Origin of the sequence: Pseudonocardia sp. TRM90224 (genome assembly GCF_021245725.1) — a bacterium.
GTDB lineage: Bacteria > Actinomycetota > Actinomycetes > Mycobacteriales > Pseudonocardiaceae > Pseudonocardia.
Map to the genome: position 1 here is coordinate 217536 of NZ_JAJGSX010000007.1, position 18673 is coordinate 236208.

Below are 18673 nucleotides of genomic sequence, written 5' to 3' on the forward strand. Positions count from 1 at the left end.
GCTCAGGAGCCGAGCAGCCGGGTGGCGAGGTAGCTCTCCACCTGGTCGAGCGCCACCCGCTCCTGCTCCATCGAGTCGCGCTCGCGGATCGTCACGGCCTGGTCGGTGAGGGTGTCGAAGTCGACCGTGATGCAGAACGGCGTGCCGATCTCGTCCTGACGACGGTAGCGACGACCGATCGCGCCGGCGTCGTCGAACTCGACGTTCCAGCTCTTGCGCAGTTGCGCCGCGAGGTCGCGCGCCTTCGGCGAGAGGTCCGCGTTGCGGGAGAGCGGCAGCACCGCGGCCTTGACGGGCGCGAGGCGCCGGTCGAGCCGCAGCACCACCCGCTTGTCGACGCCGCCCTTGGCGTTGGGCGCCTCGTCCTCGACGTAGGCCTCGATCAGGAACGCCATCATCGAGCGACCGACGCCGGCTGCGGGCTCGATCACGTACGGGCGGTAGCGGGTGCCGCTGGCCTGGTCGTAGAAGGACAGGTCGACGCCCGAGTGGTTGGAGTGCGTCGTGAGGTCGAAGTCGGTGCGGTTCGCGATGCCCTCGAGCTCGCCCCACTCCTGGCCGGTGAAGTGGAACCGGTACTCGATGTCGACGGTGCGCTTCGAGTAGTGGGAGAGCTTCTCCTTCGGGTGCTCGTAGTGGCGCAGGTTCTCCCGCGCGATGCCGAGGTCGACGTACCAGTCGGTGCGCTGGTCGATCCAGTACTGGTGCAGCTCCTCGTCGGTGCCCGGCTCGACGAAGTACTCCATCTCCATCTGCTCGAACTCGCGGGTGCGGAAGATGAAGTTGCCCGGTGTGATCTCGTTGCGGAAGCTCTTGCCGATCTGGCCGATGCCGAACGGCGGCTTCTTGCGCGACGTGGTCTGCACGTTGAGGAAGTTCACGAAGATGCCCTGGGCCGTCTCGGGCCGCAGGTAGGCCAGGCCCTCCTCGGACTCGACCGGCCCGAGGTAGGTCTTGAGCATCATGTTGAAGTCGCGCGGCTCGGTGTACTGGCCACGGGTGCCGCAGTTGGGGCACGGGACGTCGGAGAGGTCGTCCTCCGTGGCGGCCTTGCCGGTGCGCTCGGTGTACTCCTCGGCGAGCTGGTCGGCGCGGAAGCGCTTGTGACAGCTCAGGCACTCGACGAGCGGGTCGGTGAAGACGCCGACGTGACCCGACGCGACCCACACCTGGCGGGGCAGGATCACCGAGCTGTCGATGCCCACGACATCGTCGCGGCCGGTGACGACGTTCTTCCACCACTGCCGCTTGATGTTCTCCTTCAGCTCCACTCCGAGCGGGCCGTAGTCCCAGGCCGAGCGGGTACCGCCGTAGATCTCGCCGGAGGCGAAGACGAACCCGCGACGCTTCGCGAGCGCGACGATTGTCTCGATCTTGGCGGAACTGGGCTTGCTGGCCACGGATGACGCTCCAGGAACTGCGGATGGACGAGAAGAAGCTCTCAGCGTAGTGCCCCCGTTCCAGATGGTTCCCGGCACCGTCGACCCCTCGCGGCGCGCCCGAGCACCAGCATTGACTTATATAAGTGAACTCTTCTAGAGTACGGGCCGTGCACGCATTCGACGTACTCGGCGACCCGGTGCGGCGGCGGATCCTCGAGCTGCTCGCCGGGAGCGAGCTCACCTCCGGCGCGGTCAGCGACGTCGTCCGCGCGGAGTTCGGGATCTCCCAGCCCGCCGTCTCCCAGCACCTGAAGGTGCTGCGGGAGAACGGGTTCGCCACCGTCCGCGCGGAGGGCACGCGACGCCTCTACGCGGTGCGCGCCGAGCCGCTGCGCGACGCCGCCGCATGGCTCGACGGCTTTCGCCGGTTCTGGACGCCGGCTCTCGAGGCATTGGCTACCGAGGTCGCTCGCGGCAAGCGCGAGCGCCGACTGGAAGACGAAGGGACAGACCTGTGATCGACGTGACCCAGCAGATCAACTCCGTGCGCCGGCAGCTCGGCCGCCGGCAGCTCGAGGCGGGCGAGGCGGTCGTGGCGACGATCACCCAGACCTACGCCACGGATCCCGAGGACCTCTGGGAGGCCGTCACCGACCCGGACCGCATCCGCCGCTGGTTCCTCCCGGTCTCCGGTGATCTGCAGGTCGGTGGCCGCTACCAGCTCGAAGGCAACGCCGCCGGCACGGTCGAGAGCTGCGACCGGCCGAAGGGCTTCACCGCGACCTGGGAGTTCGGCGGCGGGATCAGCTGGATCGAGGTGCGGATCAGCCCGGCGGACGACGGCAAGGCCCTGTTCGAGCTGGACCACATCGCGCACATCGACGAGACGATGTGGCCGCAGTTCGGCCCCGGCGCCGTCGGCATCGGGTGGGACATGGGCTTCCTCGGACTGGCGCTGCACGTCGCCGGCGGGGACAAGTTCGAGGAGGGTGAGTTCGAGGTCACCGACGACGGCAAGCTCTTCATCCGGCTCTCCGCCGAGCGGTGGCGCGAGGCCGACACGTCGTTCGGCACCGACCCGGAACAGGCCGCGGCCTCCGCGGAGCGCAGCCGGCAGTTCTACACCGGCGAGCTGCCCCCGCCGGACTTCTCCGGGGAGGGCGGCTCAGGCCAGCAGTGAGGGATGCGTGGTCGCTTCGCCGTTCGTCGCGCTGACCAGCGTTTCGTAGGTCGAGGACGAATCGGCGAGCGCTTCGGAGAGCAGCGGCACCACGTGCTCGCGGACGGGGAACGGGGAGAGCGCGCGGCGGTAGGCGTCGACGGTCGCGAACCGGGCGGTCAGCACCCACTGCTCCGGTTCGTCCACCGAGCGGCCGAGCTCGCCGCCGTCGCAGCCGGGCGCGGCGGTGAGCAGCTCGAGCGCACGCTGCGCGCGCTCCTGGAAGGCGGCGGGGTCGGTCGGGACGAAACGGCAGACGAGCAGCACCGGACGAGCATGTCACCGCACGCCTACGATGGTGGAGCGGCCCGGTGCGGAACAAGTGCCGGGGGGCGTGGCCGCCGCCCCTGGGGATGAGGCCCGATGTCGATCGTCGCTGGTGCGGGCGCCGCCGAGAGCACCGACGCCCACACGGGTGAGCACACAACCGCGGCTCCGGCGCCCGTGCGCACGCCGCGCACGCTCGCCGCGGCCGGCGACCTGCTGCGCGCGCTCGCCGCGCCCGTGCGGATCGCGATCGTGCTGCAGCTACTGGAGTCGAGCCGGTGCGTGCACGACCTCGTCGACGCGCTCGGCGTGACGCAGCCCCTGATCAGCCAGCATCTGCGGGTGCTCAAGGCCGCAGGTGTGGTGCACGGCGAGCGGCAGGGTCGCGAGGTGGTGTACTCCCTGGTCGACGACCACCTCGCGCACATCGTCGTCGACGCCGTCGAGCACGCGGAGGAGAGCCGGTGACCACAACCAGTCCGAAGGTGCTGCGCGCCACGAAGCAGCGGGCGGCGGTCTCGGCGATGCTCGACCAGCTCGACGACTTCCGCTCCGCGCAGGAGATCCACGAGGAGCTGCGCCGCAAGGGCGACGGGATCGGCCTGACCACCGTCTACCGCACGCTGCAGACGCTCGCCGACAGCGGTGAGGTCGACGTCCTGCGCACCGGCACCGGCGAGGCGATGTACCGCCGCTGCGCCACCGCCGAGCACCACCACCACCTCGTCTGCCGTCGCTGCGGGCGCACCGTCGAGATCGCGGGGCCGGCGGTCGAGAGCTGGGCGAAGGCGGTCGCGGAGACGCACGGCTACTCCGAGCTCAGCCACACCGTCGAGATCTTCGGGCTGTGCCGGGAGTGCAGCGCCGCTACCCGGTAGCCCCGGTGGGCGCAGCCGCGGGAGCGCTGCCCAGCACCTGCGCGGTGCCCTCGACGATGACCCGCAGCCCGTGGTCGAAGGTAGTCGGCTCGAACGGATCGCCGCCGTCGCGGACGGCGTGGTGCAGCGGGCCGGCCGGGTCGTCGTCGAGGATCCGGTCCAGCGCGGCGACCTGACGGTCGGCCTCGTCGAGGCGGGCAGTCTGCTCCTGGAGCACGAAGCCGTTCACGTACTGGGCGATCGTCGTGATCGTGCGCAGCGCGAGGACGGGAGTGAACCCCTGCGCGACCATCGCACCCAGCTCGCCGTTCAGCTGTCGCACCGTCTCGGGCCCCATCCGCGCGTTCGCGACGATCCGCGCGCCGTCCCGGTGCGCACGCAGGGCGTCCCGGTAGCCCCGACCCCTGCGCAGAAGCCATTCCTGCCACGACTCGCCCTCGCGCGGTGGTCCCATCCCGGCCGATCGGACGATCTCGTCGGCGACTGCGTCGAGCAGCTCGCGCTTGTCCCGGAAGTGCCAGTACAGCGCCGGGTTCTGCACCCCGAGCAACGCCGCGCACCGGCGCACGGTCAGCCCGTCGAGGCCGTCGTCGTCGATCAGCCGGATCGCGGCCTCGACGATCACCGCTCTGGTCAGCCGCTCGCGCACCACGTCACCTTAGCGGTGCTAAGCTGCCTTAGCGCCGCTAAGGAGACTCCGATGGTCCAGACCCTGACGACGACCGGCCTCGACGGGATCGGCATCCGCGCCACCGACCGTGGCTCGGGGCCCGCTGTGCTCGTCGTGCACGGCGGGCTCGACGATGGCGCGTCGTGGCAACAGGTGGCGGAGGCACTCACCCCGTCGCCGGCGACCAGGCGCCGGGTGATCACCCTCCATCGGCGGCAGTACCGGCTCGACCTGCCCGGCTCGGGTTGGTCGATCACCGAAGAGGCGGCGGATGTGGTTGCGCTGGCGGCCGTGGCCGCGGCGCCCGTGCTACTCGTCGGCCACTCATCGGGGGCCGTCGTCGCACTGGAGGCGCTGGTCGCGGCGCCGGACGCGTTTGCGGGCGCCGTCCTCTACGAGCCCCCGCTGCACACCCGGCACGCGGAATGGGCGGCGCAGATCGCGCGCGCCCGCCGGGCACGGACGACCGCGGGCGCGATGACGATCTTCCTGCGCGACATCGTGCGGCTGCCGGCGTGGCAGGCGGTGCCGGCCGCCGCCGCGATCGCCGCGGTCCCCCGGATGCGCGAGCTGGCGCCACGCCAGATCGACGACGCCGACGCGATCAACCGGCTGGGGGTCCGGCTCGACGCCTACTCCCGCATCACGGCGCCGGTCCTGCTGCTCGGCGGCGAACGCAGCCCGCGCCACCTCCTCGACCGCATGTCGGAGCTGGCCGAACACCTGCCCGCCTCGGCGACCGTCGTGCTCGACGGGCAGGGCCACGGCGCGCACGTCGGGGCGCCGCAGCGGGTCGCCGCCGTGATCGAGAGCCACGCCTCAGTCGTGCTGTAGACGACCAGGTTGCATGCGCTCCGCCCGCGAGGGCAGGAAAGTGGCTTTCCTGCCCTGTGAGGGCCGGAAAGTGGCTTTCCTGCCCTCCCCAGCACCGGACCGCTGCGCGATTGCCTCACATCCCGGCGACCAGCGCCTCCGCCGGCGCGAACATGGCCCGCGCGGTCTTGCCGTCGTGGTACTCGCCGATCGCGGTCATGTCCCACGCCGCGCCGGATCGGCGCAGCACGCACATCACGACGCCGGTGCGCGGCGCGGAATCGGTGAGGTCGAAGCGCACCAGCTCGGCGCCGGTGGTGAGGTCGACCAGCCGGCAGTACGCGCGGCGGACGTCGGTGAACTTCTGCCCGCGGAACGAGTTCACGACGAACACGACCGCCTGCGCGTCGTCGGGCAACCGCCCGAGGTCGACGGTGATCGTCTCGTCGTCGCCCTCCCCCGCGCCGGTGAGGTTGTCGCCCGAGTGCTCGATCGCGCCGCGGCAGGCGCTCTTGCTCATGAACCAGACGACCTCGGTCTTCTTGCCCTTCGGACCGATCACGATCGCGGAGGCGTCGAGGTCGATGTTGCGGGCCCCGGCGGCGGGATCCCAGCCCAGACCCATCGCGACCTTGCTCAGCAGCGGCGTGCCGCCCTTGACGAGCGAAACGGTCTGCCGCTTGGTGAGCGACACCTTCCCCTTGTCGAGGGTGATCTTCTGGCTGGCGGGCGGAGCTGCGGGGGCAGCAGGGGCAGCAGTCGGCGTCTCGGCGGGCTGGTCCTCCTCCACCGAGATGCCGAAGTCGGTGGCGATCCCGCCGAGCCCATTGGCGTAGCCCTGCCCGACCGCCCGCACCTTCCACTGCCCGCCGCGGCGGTAGACCTCGACGCACAGCAGCGCGGTCTCGGGGCCGAGCCCGTCGGGCTGGAACACCACCACCGGCTGCCCCGAAACCGCGACGTCGAGCCGCAAGCCGCCCAGGGCGCCGAACGTCGCCGGCCCGCGCCCGTCGAGGCTCGCGGTGACCACGACCTTCTCGATGGCGCTCTCGACCGTGGAGGGGTCGACGTCGACGCCGTCGGGCCGGTAGGTCACACCTTGCGCCGAGGGCTGGTTGTAGAACACGAAGTCGTCGTCGCTTCGCACCTTGCCCGCGGCGGTGACCAGCAACGCGGAGATGTCCACCGGCGCGGCAGCCGTGACGCGGACGGAGACGGGACCGGACGGGAGGGCCGTGTTGGCCCCCTTGGGAAGCGTCTGCACCCGACCGATACTGCCAGCAACGCCACCTGGCACGATCAGCAGTGATCTGATCAGCACAATGACCAGGACGGCGTGATGTCCACCAACAGGGCGGACCTGGCGGAACACCTGCGGCTGCACGGATTGGGCGAGCACGCCGATCGGCTGGCCCACGAGGTGGCGACGATCGGCTTGCTGCTCGAACCCGGCGGATCGGGACTGTCCCGGATCGGTGGACTGCCGCTGCTGCCCCCTGACGTCGCGTGGCCACGCACGAGCGACGACCGGCCACTGTCGTTCCTCGCGGCGCTCGACCTCGCCGAGATCGGACCGCTGCTCGGCCCACAGTGGCCCACGTCCGGTGTGCTGATGTTCTACGCCGACATCGACCCCGAGCACATCGAGGACCTCCTCAGCGGCGTGCCCAACGCGGACGGCGCCGAGGCGCGGGTGTTCGCCACCGACACCCCGACGCCCGTCGACGTCCCGAGCACCCTCGTCGAACGCGAGCGCTTCCTCGACGTGACGCTTGTTCTCGACGAGCGGGTCGTGCTTCCGCGAACCGCGCTGAGCCTGCCCGACGGGTACGAGATCTGGCACCGGCTCGGATTCCCCGAGGATCACGACGGCCGCTACGACGAAGCCCTCGAGGCGATGGTGAGCTCCCGCAGCGGAGCCCCAGACGCACCGGAGCACTGGGTGGGCGGCCACGCTGCCGGCGTTCAGGTCAACCAGCCCGACCCGGCCGACACGATCCTGCTGCTTCGCCTCGCCTCCGACTCCGACATCCGGTTCGACTTCCTGGACGGCGGCACCATCCAGTTCCGCATCCCGGAAGAGGCACTGGGCCGCTCGGACTGGAGCGCGGTGGTCGGCATGGCCGATTCCGCCTGACGTCCCACCCTGACGTCTCACAACGACACATCCGGCCACGCCGGATCCGGCTAGCGTGCCGCGGGTGGCCAATGCCCCGGGCAGCAACGGAGAACAGCCGAGCACCGTCCGCGCGCTCGACGGCGCGGAGGCGGCGTCGCTCGCGGCGCAGGCCGCGGTGTTCGAGGACCTGCAGTACGTCCTGCGCTGCTGCGAGCACCTCGTCGCGGTGCTGGCGAGGCCGGAGCCGGACGCCGCGATGGTCGAGGCGCTGTGGACGGGCGCGCTGGTCGGCTACGTGCGCTGCTTCTCGGGCCGCACGGCCGTCCTCGCCGACGCCGACCTGGCCGAGCTGAAGCTCGACGGCGACATCACCGAGTTCCACGGCATGGTCAAGAAGCTGCGCGACCACTACGCGTCGCGGCACGTGAACCCGCGCGAGGCGTTCACGATCGGCGCCGCGCAGTCCAACGACGGGAGCCCGACGGGCATCGCGGTCGTCTCGGCACCCCGCCCGATCGTCGACGACACCACGGTGCGGCTGCTCGGCCGGGTCGCCTACGCGTTGAGCGGGCTGCTCGACGCGCGGATGGCGCAGCAGCAGGCCGACGTGCTCGCCGCGGCCGGGAAGCTGAGCGCGACGGAGCTGAGCAAGCGACCCCTGGTACACCTCTCCTAGGAGGGTCCTACGGTTCGGTGAGCTCGGCCCGCATGCTCGACGCGCTGCTCACCACGAGCATCAGCAGCGTCCCCATCGCCTTGTCGTCGAGGCCGGCGGCCGGGAACGCGTAGCGCAGCGTGACGTCCCAGCCCTTCTCGCCGCGGATCACCCGCGGCGTGCCGAAGAGCCCCTCCCCCGCGCCCATCGCGACGCGGGTTGGCACGTCGCTCTCGCTCGGCAGGTCCCACGCGACGACGCACGTCAGGTTGAGCACCGGGAGCCCTTCCTCGAGCTCCATGCCCTGCACGACGCACAGCACGCCACCGTGCGCGAAGGTCAACGCGCCGTCGTCGTCGACCGTGACGTCGTGGTAGCGCTCCAGCGCGGTGCGTGCGACGCCGAGCATGTCCGCGATCGGGCCGGTCACTTTGCACTCTCCGGGGTGTCGAGCGCTCCACCGAAACGGCGGTCGCGGCGCGCGTAGATCTCGATCGCCTCCCAGATGTGGCGGCGGTCGAAATCGGGGAACAGGGTGTCGAGGAAGACCATCTCGGCGTAGGCCGACTGCCAGAGCAGGAAGTTCGACGTGCGCTGCTCGCCGGAGCTGCGCACGAACAGGTCGACGTCGGGCATGTCCGGCTCGTCGAGGTAGCGGGCGATGGTCCGCTCGTCGATCTTGGCGGGATTGATCCGGCCCTCGGCGACCAGCGCCGCGATCTGCCGCACGGCGTCGGCGATCTCCGCACGGCCGCCGTAGTTGACGCACATCGTGAGCGTGAGGACGTCGTTGTAGCGGGTCTTCTCCTCCGCCACCTCCAGCTCCTTGATCACGCTGCGCCACAGCCGCGGCCTGCGGCCCGCCCACCGCACCCGCACGCCCATGGCGTGCATCTCGTCGACGCGCCGGCGGATGACGTCGCGGTTGAAGCCCATCAGGAAGCGCACTTCCTCAGGGCTGCGCTTCCAGTTCTCCGTGGAGAACGCGTACGCCGAGAGCCACCGCACCCCGACGTCGATGCACCCGCGGGCGACGTCCATCAGCGACGCCTCGCCGCGGCGATGGCCCTCGATGCGGGAGAGGCCGCGGGCGTTGGCCCACCGTCCGTTGCCGTCCATCACCAGCGCGACGTGGTTCGGGACGAGCTCGCGGGGGATGTGCGGGGGCCGCGCACCCGACGGGTGCGGCGGCGGTGGCTGGAACCGACTCACCGGGCAACCCTACGACCGGGGTGTGGTCGACCCCAGTACGGGCGCTCCGAGCACCCCAGTCCGACGACGATCATCCGTTCATAGCGTCGATGACGTGACCGGAACCGTAGAACTCGACGGGATCGTCGGCTGGGTCGTCGATCTCATGTCCACGCTCGGTGCGCCAGGGGTGGGCATCGCCATCGCGCTGGAGAACATCTTCCCGCCGCTGCCGAGCGAGGTGTTCCTCCCGCTCGCGGGGTTCACCGCGGCTCGCGGGGAGATGAGCGTCGTCGCAGCGATCGTCTGGACGACGCTGGGCTCGCTCGCCGGAGCGCTCGTCCTGTACGGCATCGGGGCGGCGCTGGGCAGGGAACGGCTGCGCGCAATCGTCGACCGGATGCCGCTCGTGCACCTGCGCGACCTCGACAAGGCCGAGGCGTGGTTCGCCCGCCACGGCGCTAAGGCGGTGTTCCTCGGCCGGATGGTGCCGCTGGTCAGGAGCCTGATCTCGGTACCGGCAGGCGTCGAGCGGATGCCGCTGCCGCTCTTCGCCGCGCTGACGACCGCAGGCAGCCTGATCTGGAACACGGCGTTCGTGCTGGCCGGCTACGGGCTCGGCGAGAGCTGGCCGGTCGTCGAGCAGTACGCCGGCATCGCGTCGAAGGTCGTGCTCGCAGCGGTCGTGCTCGCGGTCGGGTGGTTCGTCGTCGCGCGGTTGGTCCGGCGCGGCCTCCATGCGCGCCCGTGACCTTAGGGTCGACCACGTGCTGAAGCAGGCGGTGCGGACAGCGGCTGGGCTCGCGCTCGGCACGGTGTCCGCGCTCGCGCACGTCGTGGCGCTCGTGGTGGCTGCCGTGGCGCTGCTGATCCCGCAGGCCCGGCCCGGTGTTGCCGCGGCCGCGGTCCGGCTGGCCGAGCTGGAGCGTCGCCGAGTGACGGCGCTGCTGCGCGGCGTCGAGGCGGGCAGCGTCCCCGATGGTGGGCGGGCGATGCGCTACCTGGTCGCGCGGGTCCCGGCCGGACTGCTCGGCGGGACGATCCTCTTCCTGATCGGGTTCGGGCTCGTCGGCGCGGCGACGATGCTGTGGTCGTGGCTCACCGACACGGCGTGGGTGCTCGACCACCAGCCGAGCGAGCCGATCACCGGCCGCGTCATCGCGCTGAACGTCCTGCCGGGGATCGTGTTGCTCTACCTGGGCCTCACGGGTGCCGCTGGGGTGGCGCGCTGGGAGCGTGCGCTGCTGCGCCGGCTGCTCGCGGCGACCCGCGAGGAGCAGCTCGCCCGACGGGTGGAGGCGCTGGCCGAGTCGCGCGCGGCCGTCGTCGCCGCGGTCGACGACGAGCGGCGGCGAATCGAACGCGACCTGCACGACGGCGTGCAGCAGCGGGTGGTGGCGCTGGGCATGCTGCTGGGCCGGGCGCGGCGACACCCCGAGCGGGCCACCGAGCTGGTCGAGCAGGCGCACGAGGAGGCTCAGCGGGTGCTCACCGATCTCCGTGACGTCTCGTGGCGGATCTACCCCGCTGTGCTCGACACCGGCGGGCTGGCCGCTGCGCTGGACTCCGTCGCGGAGCGCGCGCCGCTCCCCGTGCGGATCACGTGCACGCTGGATGTCGAGCCACCGGTCCCGGTGCGCGCGGCGGCGTGGTTCGTCGTGTGCGAGGCGGTCAACAACGCAGCGAAGCACTCGGCGGCGTCAGCGGTGACCGTGGCCGTCCGGGGTGAAGGCAGCATCCTGTGCGCCGAGGTGCGTGACGACGGTGTCGGCGGTGCCGACCCGGCGGGTGGCGGGTTGGCGGGGCTCGCGCGCCGGGTGGCGGCCGCCGACGGGACGTTCAGCGTGAGCAGCCCGCCCGGCGGGCCGACCGTCGTACGAGCGGAGCTGCCGTGCGCGTGATGATCGCCGAGGACTCGGCGCTGCTGCGCGAGGGCCTCGTCCGGCTGCTCGCCGACGAGGGACACGACGTGCTGGCTGCGGTCGGCGACGCGAAGGCGCTGCTCGGCGCGGTGGCGCGGGAGCAGCCCGACGTCGTCGTCGCCGACGTCCGGATGCCGCCGACGCACACCGACGAGGGGATCGTCGCGGCCCTGAAGATCCGCAAGCTGTGGCCGCAGGTCGGGGTGCTGGTGCTCTCGCAGTACGTCGAGCGGCGGCACGCCGTCGAGCTGATCGCCGGCGAGGGCGGCCGCGTCGGGTACCTGCTGAAGGACCGGGTCGCGCAGGTCGGCGAGTTCCTCGACGCGCTGGAGCGGGTCGGGGCGGGCGGCGCCGCATTCGACCCGGAGGTGGTGCGCCAACTGCTCGCCCGCGGCGCGCGCACCGACCCCCTGACGACCCTCACCCCACGCGAACGCGACGTGCTCGACGCGATGGCGGAAGGCCTCACCAACACCGGCACGTCCGCGCGGCTGCGGATGTCGGTCAGCGCGGTCGAGAAGCACGTGGCGTCGATCTTCGGGAAGCTCGGGATCGCGGAGACCGAGGGCTACAGCCGCCGCGTGCTGGCGGTGCTGCGCTACCTGGGGACATGACGGCGCTGAGCTGCGGGCCGCAGGGTGCCGGGGTGCGGCGTGTGTGGAAGGTCAGGACGGGGCCGGATACGTGCGATCCGCACGCGAGGGCAGCAAAGCCACTTTCCGGCCCCCACAGGGCAGGAAAGTGGCTTTCCTGCCCTCCCCCGAGCGTCCCGGGGACGATCAGCCGTTCAGCCGGTGGTCGATCGTCCCGGCCACGAGGCAGCCCGCGGCGTAACCGAGCAGGTCGGGCCACGCGAAGGTGCTGCCCAGCAGCAGCGCCGCCGGGCGGAAGGCGGCGGCGAGCGCCGCCGGCGCGGGCGTCAGCTGGAGCAGCTCGACCGCCACGCACACGGCGAGAGCCACCGCCGTGACCGTGCGGGGACGCAGCCGCGGCGCGACCAGGCACACGGCGAGGTAGACGGCGGCCGCGTACAGGACGTTGCCGACGTGGTCGGCTATGGCGAACTCGCGCAGGAGCTGCAACACCAGCCCGCACGCGATCACCCCGGCGAGCGCGACCAGCACCCATCGCCGTTGCCGTGCCACGGGTGCCGTCACGCCGATCATCGTGCCCGAGCGGCGGTCGGGAGACCGCTCACCCCTGCGCGAGGATGGTCCCCATCACCAACTCCGCGGCAGTGCGGGCTTTCCCGCACGCGATCTCCCGCGTCATCGGAACTGAGCTACCGCGGTAGCTGTATGCGACTGTGAGCGCCTTTCTGTCGGTCACATCGATCAACGCGATACAGCCCCTATTCGGGTCGTCATGAATTCCCTGTGTGAACACCGTGGCGAAGCCAGCGATCACCTCGACCGTCGCGCCTCGTGGTGCCGCGAGTGCGGCCACTGCGCCATATCTTGTTTCCCGCACCACAGCGAAGGACTCGATCGGTTCGGCAGGAGAATGCGTCCACCGGCAGCGATCGCCGATAACAGCATCGGCGCTGCTGTAGACCCCTTCGAACACCCCGAGCAGTGCGCGGTCGGCATCGTCGAGCACCGAACACAGATCGAGGTCGTCAACGCGGATGTCGTGCGGCCGGGGAGGCAGCTGCGGCACCGATGGGCCTCCACCGTCCATCGGCGGTTGGACCACGCGTGCGCAGGCTGCCAGCACGAGCGCACCGATCACGACAGCCATCGTGCGGCGGATCATCGGTCGCTGACGAACGATGCGGCGATCTCCTCCTCGGTGTACCCGTATCGACGCGCTACGTCGTCCAGTGCATGCGCAGCCTCACGTAGATCCCTGTTATAGGTACGACAATGCTGCACAAGACCGTCGATCCGCTCGTTGAACGCCTTCTGCGCATCCTTCGAGACCGGGTCACCACCACACAACCCGATACCCAGACCGTGCTGAAGATTGTTGTCGATCACGTCGTCCAATCGATCAGCCTCAGCAAGAAGCACCGCCCGTGCCTTTAGGACGTTCTCGCGGTTGACCTGTAACGCGACATCGGCAACGGCAGCATCGAGTCGTGGGCGGAAGGGTCCGGGTCCGGGTCGGGTCATGCTCGGAGGATATTCCGCACACCCATTCCCCGGGGCCGTTTCGACGAATCCGGCTACCGGGGTTGAACCCGCCGCTCCACGAGCGGCAGCGAGCGCAGCTGGCGCTCCAGGTGCCACTGCAGGTGCGCCGCGACGAGCCCGCTGGTGTCGCGCCGCGCCGCGGCACCGGCGGCGTCGGCGACGTCCCACTCGCCGTGCAGCAGCGCGTCGAGCAGGGTGAACGTCTCCCGCGACGGGGTGACCGAGCCGGGTGGGCGGCACCGCTGGCAGACCGCGCCACCGGCCGCGATGTTGAAGGCGGGGTGCGGGCCGGGCTCGGCGCAGCGGGCGCAGTCGTTGATCGCCGGAGCCCACCCGGCGTGGGTCATCGCGCGCAGCAGGAACGCGTCGAGCACGAGCGAGGCGTCGCGCTCGCGGTCGGCGAGCGCCCGGATGGCGCCGACGAGCAGCAGGTACACCCGCAACGAGGGCTCGCCCTCCTCCGCGACGAGCCGGTCGGCCGTCTCGAGGATCGCGCAGCCCGCCGTGTAGCGGCTGTAGTCGCCGACGAGGCCGGCGCCGAACGCGTCGACGGTCTGGGCCTGCGTGACGATGTCCAGCGACCGTCCCGAGTAGCACTGCACGTCGACGTGGTTGAACGGCTCCAGCCGCGCGCCCCACCGCGAGCGGGTGCGCCGGACGCCTTTGGCTACCGCCCTGATCTTGCCGTGCTTGCGCGTGAGGATCGTGACGATCCGATCGGCCTCACCCAGCTTCTGCACGCGCAACACCATGCCGGTGTCGCGGTACAGGCTCATGAGGAGGAGCCTACGACTCGAAAGGGCAGGCCATCACCACCCCGCGCCGCATCCGCCCTACGATCGGCACGACCGACGGACAAGAGGGAGCAAGCGCATGTCGCAGGACCGGCCCAACCCACCGGACGACGATCCGACCGCGGTCTTCCGGCCCGACGACGTCGCCGGCTCCTCCACGGACAAGCCCGTCTCGCTGGGCAAGTCGTCCGACACGGGCAACGCGGGCGCCCAGTCGCCGACGCCGGCGTACGACCCGACGGCGCAGACCCAGCAGCAGGGGTACGGCCAGCAGGCCCAGCAGCCCGACCCGACGCAGCAGTACGGGCAGCAGCAGCCCTACGGCGGCCAGCCGTCCGGGTACGGCCAGCAGCAGCAGTACGGCCAGGGCTATCCGGCTCAGCCGGCCCAGCAGGCCCAGCCCGGGTACGGCCAGCCGTCGTACGACCCGGCCCAGCAGCAGTACGGGCAGCAGCAGCCGTACCCGACCCCGCAGCCGGGTTACGACCAGTACGGGCAGCCGCAGCCCTATCCCGGCGGCGGCTACGACCCCGCGTACGGCGGTGGCTACCCGGCCGCCGCGCCGCCGACGAACACCATGGCGATCCTGGCGCTCATCTTCGCGTTCGTGTTCTTCCCGCTCGGCCTGATCTTCGGCTTCATCGCGCGCGGGCAGATCAAGCAGTCCGGCGAGAGCGGCGACGGGCTGGCGCTCGCCGGGATCATCATCAGCGCGGTGCAGCTCGCCATCATCGTCATCGTCATCATCTTCGCCGTCATCGCGGTCATCGGCGTCTCCAGCCAGATCCCGAGCCGCTGAGCAACGGCCTGCTCTAGAACCCGAGCTTGCGCAGCTGCCGCGGGTCGCGCTGCCAGTCCTTCGCGATCTTGACGTGCAGGTCGAGGTAGACGCGGGTGCCGAGCAGCTTCTCGATCTGCTGCCGGGAATCGGTGCCGACCTGGCGCAGCCGCTCGCCGCCCTTGCCGATCACGATGCCCTTCTGGCTGGAGCGCTCGACGTAGACGATCGCGCGGACGTCGAGCAGCTCCGGCTTGTCCTCGCGCGGCACCATCTCCTCGATCACCACGGCGATCGAGTGCGGCAGCTCGTCGCGCACCCCTTCGAGCGCCGCCTCCCTGATCAGTTCGGCGACGAGGGTTTCCTCCGGCTCGTCGGTGAGGTCGCCGTCGGGGTAGAGCGGTGGGCCTTCCGGGAGTCGCGCGACGAGCAGGTCGGCGAGCAGCCCCACCTGGAACCCGTCGACGGCGGAGCACGGCACGATCTCGGCGAACTCCATGAGCTTCGTCAGCTCCGTGAGCCGCTCCGCGACCTGCTCCGGGCGTGCGATGTCGGTCTTGGTGACGATCCCGAGCACCGGGGTGCGGCCCGCGACGGAGCGCAGCTCGTTGACGATGAACTCGTCGCCCCGCCCCACCGGGACGTCGGCGGGCACGCAGAACCCGATGACGTCGACCTCGGCCCAGGTCTCGCGCACGACGTCGTTGAGCCGGCTGCCCAGCAGCGTCCGCGGCTTGTGCAGGCCCGGCGTGTCGATCACGACGAGCTGCGCGTCGGGCCGGTGCAGGATGCCCCTGATCGCGTGCCGCGTGGTCTGCGGCCGGCTGGAGGTGATCGCCACCTTCTGGCCGATCAGCGCGTTGGTGAGCGTCGACTTCCCGGCGTTGGGCCGCCCGACGAAGCAGGCGAAGCCGGAGCGGAAGTCGTCGGGGACGTCGCGGAAGCTCACGCTGCTCCCAGTGGGGGCAGCGAGTCACCGGTGAGGCGCATGAGTATCTCTCTTCCGATCGGCAGCGCCGCGGTCGCGGCGGGGCTCGGGGCGTTCAGGACGTGCAGGACGGAACCGGCTCCGCTGCCCCCGTTGATGTTGGCCTGGTCGACGAACAGGAAGTCGTCGACCAGCGTGCCGTCGGCGCGCACGGCCTGCGCGCGCACGCCGGCACCCGCCGGGTGCAGGTCCTCGGCACGCACATCGGGCAGCATGCGCTGGATCTCCCGCACCATCGCGGCCTTCGACAGCGAGCGGTGCACCTCCCCGATGCCGTAGCGCCAGTGCGTGCGCGCCACCCGGAGCATCCCCGGGTACGTCAGCGTGCCGAGCAGCTCCTTCGGCTTCACGGTGCCCCACGAGTAGCCCTCCCGGGCCATCGCGAGCACGGCGTTCGGGCCGGCGTGCACGTGCCCGTCGATGCCGCGGGTGGCGTGCACGCCCAGGAACGGGAAGGCGGGGTCGGGCACCGGGTAGATGAGCCCCTTGACTAGGTCGGCGGCGCGGTTGCCGAACCCGGAGTACTCGCCGCGGAACGGGATGATCCGGATGCCGGGGTCGGCGCCGGAGGCCTTTGCGAGCTCGTCGCAGCGCAGCCCCGCGCAGGCCACGACCTGTGTGCCGATCAGGTCGCCCGAGTCGGTGCGCACCACGACGTCGGACGCCCGGCGCGCGATCGAGTGGACCGTGCGGCCGAGGTGGATCTCGCCGCCCTCCTTGGCGACGAGCTCGCCGAGCTTCTCCGCGACGAGCCGGAAGTCGCAGATACCCGTCGACGGGACGTGCAGCGCGGCGATGCCCCGCACGTGCGGCTCGTGCTCGCGCATGCCGGCGGGGTCGAGCTCGTGCGCCTCGACGCCGTTGGCCTTGCCGCGGCGGGCCAGCTCGGCCATCCGCGGCAGCTCGGTCGGGTGGGTCGCGACGACGAGCTTGCCGCAGACCTTGTGCGGGAGATCGTGCTCGCGGCAGAACGCGACGGTCTCCGCGCAGCCCGCGACGGCGAGGCGCGCCTTCAGCCCGCCAGGGGCGTAGTACAGGCCGGAGTGGATCACGTTGGAGTTGTTGCCGGTCTGGTGCTTGGCCAGCGCGCTCTCCCGCTCGACGACGGCGACCGAGCGGCCGGTGCGGGCCACGGCGTGCGCGGTGGCCAGCCCGACGATGCCGCCGCCGACCACGACGACGTCGAACCGGGGTGTCACCGGGAGGCCGGTCACGGCGCCACCAGCTCCTGGACGGCGCCCGACGGGTCGGCGCGCAGGACGTGCGCCGCCGGTGCGAGGTCGCGGACCGCGGCAAGCGATGCGGCGTCGACGGCGCCCTCGGCGGTGACCACCGCGGCTGCCTCCAACCCCGGCGCGCCGCTCGACACCGCGGCTGCGACCGCCGCCTGCAGCGCGGTGAGCTGCAACGACGGCAGCGCGACGGTGGCTGCGGCGTAGGTGCGCCCGTCGGTGTCGCGCACGGCCGCGCCTTCCGCGGCGCCCGTCCGGGCCCGCGACGACCGGGCGAGCGTCACGATCTTGCCGTCTTCGGGGTCGAGATCAGGCGGGACGGGCATCGTGCTCCTCGTTCTCGGGTTTCTCCACGGGCTCGACCAGCACCGACGTGATGCGGATCCGCCCTCGCGCGTCCTTCCCACCTTCCGCCAGCAGTCGCAGCCCCGCCACCTCGGCCACGGCGCCGGGCAGCGGTACCCGGCCGAGCTGCTGCGCCAGCAGGCCGCCGACGGTGTCGACGTCGGCGCCGTCGAGCACCACGACCAGCTCGCTGTCGTCGCCGTCGGCGCCGGGGAAGAGCTCCAGCAGGTCCTCGACGGGCAGCCGGGCGGAGAGGCGCATCGCGCCGTCCTCCAGCTCCTGCACGTCGGGCACCTCCTCGGAGTCGTACTCGTCGGTGATCTCGCCGACGATCTCCTCGAGGATGTCCTCGATCGTGACGACCCCCGCGGTGCCGCCGTACTCGTCGACGACGATCGCCATGTGGTTGCGGGCGGCCTGCATCTCCTTGAGCAGCTCGTCGACGCGCTTGCTGTCGGGCACGAACGCGGCGGGCCGCATGACCTCGGTGAGCGCCGCGTCGGGCTGCTCGGCCTGCGCGCGCACGAGGTCCTTGAGGTAGGCGACGCCGACGATGTCGTCGATGCTCTCGCCGAGCACCGGCAGCCGCGAGTAGCCGCTCTTCAGCGCCAGCCGCAGCACCTTCTCGACCGGGGTGTCGCGCTCGGTCCAGACGACGTCGGGCCGCGGCACCATCACCTCGCGCACGAGCGTGTCGCCCAGCTCGAAGACCGAGTGGATCATCTGCCGCTCGTCCTCGTCGACGACGCCGCTGGTGCTGGCCATGTCGACGAGCTCGCGCAGCTCCACCTCCGACGAGAACGGGCCCTGCCGGAAGCCCTGCCCCGGGGTGATCGCGTTGCCGACGAGGATCAGCAGCTTGGTCAGCGGGCCGAGCAGCGTGGCGAGCGCCCGCACCGGCGCGGCGACCAGCATGCCCACCCGGTACGGGTGCTGGCGGCCGAGCGTGCGCGGCCCGACGCCGATCAGGACGTACGAGACGACGAGCATGATCGCGCCCGCGGCCAGTGCGCCGCTCCAGACCGTCCGGAACGAGCCGACCAGCGCGACCGTGAGCAGCACCGTCGCCGCCGTCTCCGACGCCAGCCGCAGCAGCAACAGCAGGTTGACGTGGCGTGGCCGGTCGGCGACGACGGCCGCGAGCGCGCGCGACCCGGTCCGACCCGCCCGCACGAGCGCGTCGACCCGCGCCCGCGACACCGAGTTCAACGCCGCGTCGGCGGCCGCGAAGAGTCCCGCGAGCGGGATCAGCACGATCGCGATGACGATCAGCGAGACGTTCATG

25 protein-coding genes are annotated in these 18673 nt (G+C 71.5%); 11 read left to right on the forward strand and 14 right to left on the reverse strand.

The window, feature by feature from the left end:
• Positions 1-2: 2 nt before the first annotated feature.
• Positions 3-1400, reverse strand: a complete 1398-nt coding sequence (locus tag LL648_RS13835; RefSeq protein WP_232662921.1) for a glycine--tRNA ligase — start codon at positions 1398-1400, stop codon at positions 3-5.
• Positions 1401-1549: 149 nt separating this feature from the next.
• Here LL648_RS13835 and LL648_RS13840 point away from each other — a divergent pair, with 149 nt between their 5' ends.
• Together LL648_RS13840 and LL648_RS13845 are read left to right on the forward strand one after the other, a co-directional pair.
• Positions 1550-1900 (forward strand): ArsR/SmtB family transcription factor, encoded by a 351-nt coding sequence (locus tag LL648_RS13840; protein WP_232662922.1) that lies wholly within the window; start codon positions 1550-1552, stop codon positions 1898-1900.
• The gene (locus tag LL648_RS13845) at positions 1897-2562 is read left to right on the forward strand and encodes an SRPBCC family protein (protein ID WP_232662923.1); all 666 of its coding nucleotides are present in this window, start codon (positions 1897-1899) and stop codon (positions 2560-2562) included. Before LL648_RS13840 ends, LL648_RS13845 begins: the two co-directional genes overlap by 4 nt.
• Here the strand turns inward: LL648_RS13845 and LL648_RS13850 are convergent.
• Positions 2548-2868 (reverse strand): antibiotic biosynthesis monooxygenase family protein, encoded by a 321-nt coding sequence (locus tag LL648_RS13850; RefSeq protein ID WP_232662924.1) that lies wholly within the window; start codon positions 2866-2868, stop codon positions 2548-2550. The two genes, LL648_RS13845 and LL648_RS13850, sit on opposite strands and share 15 nt — an antisense overlap.
• Positions 2869-2964: 96 nt before the next feature.
• Here LL648_RS13850 and LL648_RS13855 point away from each other — a divergent pair, with 96 nt between their 5' ends.
• Together LL648_RS13855 and LL648_RS13860 are read left to right on the forward strand one after the other, a co-directional pair.
• Positions 2965-3336 (forward strand): ArsR/SmtB family transcription factor, encoded by a 372-nt coding sequence (locus LL648_RS13855; protein WP_232662925.1) that lies wholly within the window; start codon positions 2965-2967, stop codon positions 3334-3336.
• Complete coding sequence (locus tag LL648_RS13860; protein WP_308190317.1) at positions 3333-3746, forward strand: Fur family transcriptional regulator; 414 nt, start codon at positions 3333-3335, stop codon at positions 3744-3746. The genes LL648_RS13855 and LL648_RS13860 overlap by 4 nt, the downstream gene beginning before the upstream one ends.
• Here LL648_RS13860 and LL648_RS13865 read toward each other — a convergent pair.
• Complete coding sequence (locus LL648_RS13865) at positions 3736-4395, reverse strand: TetR/AcrR family transcriptional regulator C-terminal domain-containing protein (protein WP_232662926.1); 660 nt, start codon at positions 4393-4395, stop codon at positions 3736-3738. The genes LL648_RS13860 and LL648_RS13865 overlap by 11 nt on opposite strands.
• 51 nt (positions 4396-4446) lie before the next feature.
• On the opposite strand from LL648_RS13865, the gene LL648_RS13870 reads away from it, so the two are divergent.
• On the forward strand, positions 4447-5250 hold the full coding sequence (locus tag LL648_RS13870; RefSeq protein ID WP_232662927.1) for an alpha/beta fold hydrolase: 804 nt from the start codon (positions 4447-4449) through the stop codon (positions 5248-5250).
• A 115-nt stretch (positions 5251-5365) separates the two neighbouring features.
• On the opposite strand, the gene LL648_RS13875 is transcribed toward LL648_RS13870, so the two are convergent.
• A complete protein-coding gene (locus tag LL648_RS13875; RefSeq protein ID WP_232662928.1) occupies positions 5366-6493 on the reverse strand; it encodes a TerD family protein in 1128 nt (375 codons plus the stop codon).
• A 75-nt stretch (positions 6494-6568) separates the two neighbouring features.
• Between LL648_RS13875 and LL648_RS13880 the strand changes: the two genes are divergently transcribed.
• Positions 6569-7366, forward strand: coding sequence for a DUF1963 domain-containing protein (locus LL648_RS13880; protein WP_232662929.1), 798 nt, complete (start codon positions 6569-6571; stop codon positions 7364-7366).
• Between the two features lie 64 nt (positions 7367-7430).
• A complete protein-coding gene (locus LL648_RS13885) occupies positions 7431-8024 on the forward strand; it encodes a hypothetical protein (protein ID WP_232662930.1) in 594 nt (197 codons plus the stop codon).
• A 7-nt stretch (positions 8025-8031) separates the two neighbouring features.
• On the opposite strand, the gene LL648_RS13890 is transcribed toward LL648_RS13885, so the two are convergent.
• Both LL648_RS13890 and LL648_RS13895 read right to left on the reverse strand, forming a co-directional pair.
• Positions 8032-8412: a hypothetical protein gene (locus tag LL648_RS13890; RefSeq protein WP_232663098.1), complete on the reverse strand. Its 381-nt coding sequence runs from the start codon at positions 8410-8412 to the stop codon at positions 8032-8034.
• Positions 8413-8429: 17 nt separating this feature from the next.
• On the reverse strand, positions 8430-9215 hold the full coding sequence (locus LL648_RS13895) for an isoprenyl transferase (protein ID WP_232662931.1): 786 nt from the start codon (positions 9213-9215) through the stop codon (positions 8430-8432).
• A gap of 145 nt (positions 9216-9360) precedes the next feature.
• Between LL648_RS13895 and LL648_RS13900 the strand changes: the two genes are divergently transcribed.
• The 3 genes from LL648_RS13900 to LL648_RS13910 are packed head-to-tail and all read left to right on the forward strand — an operon-like array spanning position 9361 to position 11730.
• Positions 9361-9945: a DedA family protein gene (locus LL648_RS13900; protein WP_232663099.1), complete on the forward strand. Its 585-nt coding sequence runs from the start codon at positions 9361-9363 to the stop codon at positions 9943-9945.
• Positions 9946-9961: 16 nt separating this feature from the next.
• Positions 9962-11095, forward strand: a complete 1134-nt coding sequence (locus tag LL648_RS13905; protein WP_308190318.1) for a sensor histidine kinase — start codon at positions 9962-9964, stop codon at positions 11093-11095.
• Entirely contained in the window at positions 11086-11730 is a 645-nt protein-coding gene (locus tag LL648_RS13910; protein WP_232662932.1) for a response regulator transcription factor, read from the forward strand. The genes LL648_RS13905 and LL648_RS13910 overlap by 10 nt, the downstream gene beginning before the upstream one ends.
• A gap of 165 nt (positions 11731-11895) precedes the next feature.
• Here the strand turns inward: LL648_RS13910 and LL648_RS13915 are convergent, their stop codons facing one another.
• The 4 genes from LL648_RS13915 to recO are packed head-to-tail and all read right to left on the reverse strand — an operon-like array spanning position 11896 to position 14027.
• Positions 11896-12273 (reverse strand): DUF2809 domain-containing protein, encoded by a 378-nt coding sequence (locus tag LL648_RS13915; RefSeq protein WP_232662933.1) that lies wholly within the window; start codon positions 12271-12273, stop codon positions 11896-11898.
• 37 nt (positions 12274-12310) lie between these two features.
• Positions 12311-12847, reverse strand: a complete 537-nt coding sequence (locus LL648_RS13920; protein WP_232662934.1) for a DUF3558 family protein — start codon at positions 12845-12847, stop codon at positions 12311-12313.
• Positions 12848-12867: 20 nt separating this feature from the next.
• Entirely contained in the window at positions 12868-13230 is a 363-nt protein-coding gene (locus LL648_RS13925; RefSeq protein ID WP_232662935.1) for a WXG100 family type VII secretion target, read from the reverse strand.
• 53 nt (positions 13231-13283) lie between these two features.
• The gene (recO, locus tag LL648_RS13930) at positions 13284-14027 is read right to left on the reverse strand and encodes a DNA repair protein RecO (protein WP_232662936.1); all 744 of its coding nucleotides are present in this window, start codon (positions 14025-14027) and stop codon (positions 13284-13286) included.
• A gap of 97 nt (positions 14028-14124) precedes the next feature.
• On the opposite strand from recO, the gene LL648_RS13935 reads away from it, so the two are divergent.
• On the forward strand, positions 14125-14844 hold the full coding sequence (locus tag LL648_RS13935; RefSeq protein WP_232662937.1) for a DUF4190 domain-containing protein: 720 nt from the start codon (positions 14125-14127) through the stop codon (positions 14842-14844).
• Positions 14845-14857: 13 nt separating this feature from the next.
• On the opposite strand, the gene era is transcribed toward LL648_RS13935, so the two are convergent.
• The 4 genes from era to LL648_RS13955 are packed head-to-tail and all read right to left on the reverse strand — an operon-like array spanning position 14858 to position 18672.
• Complete coding sequence (era, locus tag LL648_RS13940; protein WP_232662938.1) at positions 14858-15772, reverse strand: GTPase Era; 915 nt, start codon at positions 15770-15772, stop codon at positions 14858-14860.
• Positions 15769-17025 (reverse strand): L-2-hydroxyglutarate oxidase, encoded by a 1257-nt coding sequence (lhgO, locus tag LL648_RS13945; protein ID WP_232662939.1) that lies wholly within the window; start codon positions 17023-17025, stop codon positions 15769-15771. The genes era and lhgO overlap by 4 nt, the downstream gene beginning before the upstream one ends.
• Positions 17022-17369, reverse strand: a complete 348-nt coding sequence (locus tag LL648_RS13950) for a cytidine deaminase (RefSeq protein ID WP_232662940.1) — start codon at positions 17367-17369, stop codon at positions 17022-17024. The genes lhgO and LL648_RS13950 overlap by 4 nt, the downstream gene beginning before the upstream one ends.
• Positions 17353-18672, reverse strand: coding sequence for a hemolysin family protein (locus tag LL648_RS13955; RefSeq protein ID WP_232662941.1), 1320 nt, complete (start codon positions 18670-18672; stop codon positions 17353-17355). The genes LL648_RS13950 and LL648_RS13955 overlap by 17 nt, the downstream gene beginning before the upstream one ends.
• Position 18673: the final 1 nt, after the last annotated feature.